Below are 2,956 nucleotides of genomic sequence, written 5' to 3'. Positions count from 1 at the left end.
TGATGATTGAATCGAATTGGATTAGTTGGAACGCCGTATGAAGTGAAAGTTTCACGTACGGTGTGAAGTGGGGGAAAAGCTGGCGATAACTTCAAAGGCTTACCTATCACTATTACAAATTTCATGCTATTAACGGGCCAGATTCCATAACAGGAATTGTCCATGATCTACATAAAAGTCATATGGATTTTTGTCATTTGTGTTGAATGGCATTCTCGAAATAAATAGTAGGAGTTAATTACTATTTGGGGAAAAATATTAATAGTTTCTTTTGCGGTATTAGGAGGACTTATGCTTTCTATCACTAGTAATAATTTAGGAGTACAAGGTAGTAAAATTATGAACATAGTAGGAGCAATGTTTTTAGTAGGAGCAGTTATAGTAGCTTTACAAAAGGGAAATAAAGATAATGTATTGTCAACACTAAATCAGACAGATTCTATAAGGTCCCCAATCGATACTCAATCGGTGTTTGATAATCAAGGGTTCCGTGGATTCGAACTCGATTGAACCAGTTCACATAATCCTGTAGCTCACGCTCTAGCTGCTCAAGAGAAGTAAAGGTCATTTGCTTAATAAACTCTGTTTTCACTACATTAAACATTGCTTCTGCGACTGCATTGTCGTACGGACAGCCTTTCATACTGAGCGATCGACCGATTCCAAAAGCTTCTAATGCTTCGTCAATTAAGTGGTTTTTAAATTCACTTCCGCGATCTGTATGGAATAACTGAATGCGATCCAAGCTACGTTCAATGCTACGTTCAATGCTAGATAAGGCTTTGTAGACAAGCTGAGCTGTCTTTTGAGGCCCCGCGCTGTAACCAATAATTTTTCGATTAAAAAGATCGACAAATAAGCATACGTAATTCCATCTTCCATTGACTCTAACGTATGTTAAATCACTAACAACCACAGCTAGTTCTTCTTGGCCATTGAAGTTTCTCGCTAGAACATTCTTCACAGGTTCCTCGTTTACTTTTGATTTAAACGGTTTATATTAAGCGACAGTGTAGTTGGATACAAGCCCAGATTGCTTCATGACGCGTCCAATACGACGTCTAGAAACAGTCCGGTTTATCTTCGCAAGTTCTTTTTTGATTTTGCGGGTCCCATAATTATTCCGACTACGTTTGAAGATTTTCTTAATTTCTTTCTGCAAGGTTTCATCTTTCGGTTGCTTAACCGGCGTGTAATAGAACGTACTTCTAGCACTTCCTAGGACCTCGCACATTGCTGATACTGAGTATTTGTGACGGTTATTCTGAATCACATCTACTTTCGTCCCATGATCAGCGCGGCTTGCTTTAAAATATCGTTCTCCATTAGGAGACGCTGGTTTTCTTTACGTAATTTCATTATTTCATTCTCTTCGTCGGTACGTTGATCTTTTTCTTCAAAAGATCCGGTCGCTTTGTGACGTCTCACCCAGTTATCAAAAGTGGTGGAGGTTAGGTCGTACTCACGAAGAATATCTGTACGTGATTTACCGTTTTCATGTAGCTGTACAATTTGGTTTTTAAATTCCTTGGTATAGGTTCGTCTCACTCGCTTTTCAGTCATGTAGATTCTCCTCGTTTCTTTGTTTGTATTCTACAAGACCCTAACTTTTCTGTCCAAGTAAGTGTAGCCTATTCATAAACGGGAGAAATAACGGAATAAGGTTTGTGTTTTAAACAGGCCAAAATGTTGTTGAATTGAGGGGGAGTAATCTGTTGCTAAGAATTCTACACTTTATATTTGCTACATTGGGTATTTTCTTTGCAGCATATGGACTTATTACAAAAGACTTTCAATTCCAAAGTTACATGATGTTGTGCTTAGGTCTAGTGTTTTTAGTAATGAGTATTAAAGATTTTAAAAAAGGTCGAAAAGCTTATGGCTGGCTACTTCTAGTAACTTCTCTATTTCCTTTGTTTGTCATAATTCATGGATTCTTATCAAGTTAACGGGGGCGTTTGTTTTATAAGTAGATGCCCCCAATATCGCAATCGGGCCATGTTATTAAATAAGCAAGAATAAAGCGAAGGCGTTGAATAAGTGAAGAAGTTATTTGTAATGATGTCCATTTAGTTTTTATATTGTTCTCTTTCAAAATCATCTTCTAGCTCTCCTGTTACTGCGTTGAACATTAAATAGATCATATTTTCCTTGGCCTGATCCCAACCGATAACCATCACAATTGGAACATTTTTTTGCAGGTGTTTAGTGAACCCAAAATTATATCCCTTAGCAAAATTGTCTCCTGGATATATTTTGGTGATTTTTTGTGCTCTTTTTAGTAATTCAGGTGTATCATACTTAAATTCTTCAACTTTAGAAATAAATTGACTTTTAGGCATAGCTTCCATTTCATTAGGCACATGCACTTTATCTAGTACCTTTCCGTCTCGGACAGTTACTAGATAATAGTCTTTTTTACCCGGTATACCAAATTCGATGTTCCAGTGTTTTCTTCTACCCTTCATTCCTGTTGGCGTTTCATCCCTGTCAACACTAGTTCCACTATATAACATTGCTTTTTTATTCCACTTTAGTGCCTCTTTGTGGGCAATTTCAAGTGCTTCTTTTAATGTTAAGCCCGTTTCTGTGTCAGGAAAAAAAGCAACTTCGGATGCTACGTTCGAATCCGTCGTAGTATCTTGGACTGCACTTTGTTGACAACTAACTAAAAATACACAAATGAAGAGAAGTAAAAGGTTTTTTTTCATTGCTTCACCTCGAGTTTTAAGGTTTATAATTCCCTAAATATCGGTTTTTATGTAATGAACAATCGGGCGCGTTAACTGGTGCGAAACGTTCCTGGTTCAAATGAAATGTGGTCACACAATTTCGGTAAAGATCAGGTAGTTTTAGATTTCTAAAATTAAAGGGTTATATCGAGAAGTCGAATGACGAGGTAACGCTCTGAAAGGCTTCCCCTGCGTCGAGTAGCACGCTGATTAGTAAGGAAAAG

2 protein-coding genes and 1 pseudogene are annotated in these 2,956 nt (G+C 37.4%); 1 reads left to right on the top strand and 2 read right to left on the bottom strand.

Features of this window, described 5'->3' with window-relative positions:
- Positions 1–439 precede the first annotated feature (439 nt).
- Positions 440–1,563 (bottom strand): annotated as a pseudogene (locus tag CSV64_RS16360) (IS3 family transposase).
- Between the two features lie 245 nt (positions 1,564–1,808).
- Here CSV64_RS16360 and CSV64_RS16925 point away from each other — a divergent pair.
- Positions 1,809–1,949 carry a DUF3953 domain-containing protein gene (locus CSV64_RS16925; protein WP_369823550.1) on the top strand — a complete coding sequence of 47 codons (141 nt, stop codon included), beginning with the start codon at positions 1,809–1,811 and terminating at the stop codon, positions 1,947–1,949.
- A gap of 120 nt (positions 1,950–2,069) precedes the next feature.
- Here CSV64_RS16925 and CSV64_RS16350 read toward each other — a convergent pair whose 3' ends face one another.
- Positions 2,070–2,711, bottom strand: coding sequence for a hypothetical protein (locus tag CSV64_RS16350; RefSeq protein ID WP_099635658.1), 642 nt, complete (start codon positions 2,709–2,711; stop codon positions 2,070–2,072).
- Positions 2,712–2,956: the final 245 nt, after the last annotated feature.

The sequence above is a fragment of the Sporosarcina sp. P32b genome, assembly GCF_002743335.1.
Lineage (GTDB): Bacteria > Bacillota > Bacilli > Bacillales_A > Planococcaceae > Sporosarcina.
Note: the sequence above shows the minus strand (reverse complement) of the source record. Positions and strands in the feature narration are given on the sequence as shown.

Coding starts and splice junctions, on each gene's coding strand:
- CSV64_RS16925 (WP_369823550.1), top strand. CDS start 1,809: ATGATGTTGTGCTTAGGTCTAGTGTTTTTAGTAATGAGTATTAAAGAT.
- CSV64_RS16350 (WP_099635658.1), bottom strand. CDS start 2,711: ATGAAAAAAAACCTTTTACTTCTCTTCATTTGTGTATTTTTAGTTAGT.